This is a genomic window from Mesorhizobium sp. M7A.F.Ca.US.006.04.2.1, from assembly GCF_004022915.1.
GTDB lineage: Bacteria > Pseudomonadota > Alphaproteobacteria > Rhizobiales > Rhizobiaceae > Mesorhizobium > Mesorhizobium ciceri.
Genome location: NZ_RZQA01001622.1, coordinates 1 through 490, shown reverse-complemented (window position 1 = coordinate 490; position 490 = coordinate 1). Strand labels below are relative to the sequence as shown.

Here is a 490-nt window from a genome sequence, read left to right as displayed (position 1 = left end):
GAATACAACATAGGAATGACCGCGCAGTGGGTGGATCCGGCCGAAAGCGAAAGGCATATTGCCTGGGTACGCGCGATGTATGATGCGTTCGAGCCGCATTCGAGCGGAATGCACCTTCTGAACTTTCAGAGCGAGCCCGCGGACCAAGTTATCCGCGCCTCATTCGGCGAAAACTACAGACGGCTTGCGGAAGTGAAAAGCAAATACGACCCGACCAACTTTTTTAGCGTCAACCAAAACATCTCGGCCGCGACACATTAAGCGCCTTCGACAAACTGAGGCGAACTGATCGAAAGTTCCCTTGGGGTCAGCATGATCGCGGGCACCTAGGCATAAGCTCGGGGCTATCAGCACCGTGCATCCGGACGGGTCTCCAGAGGCAGCCGTCATACAGGTGACGTTGGGCAACGACCTCAACATCGTGTTCGACAGCTTTCCCGGAAGTCGGAAGCTGGCAAATATCAAACGAGACAGCCGGATCGCCATGGTG

General features: G+C 55.5%; 1 protein-coding gene. It reads left to right on the top strand.

Annotated features, from left to right (window positions below; translation table 11 throughout):
- The coding region (locus tag EN925_RS39090) for a BBE domain-containing protein (protein WP_206633246.1) at positions 1-261 on the top strand (261 nt) is incomplete at its 5' end.
- Positions 262-490 lie beyond the last annotated feature (229 nt).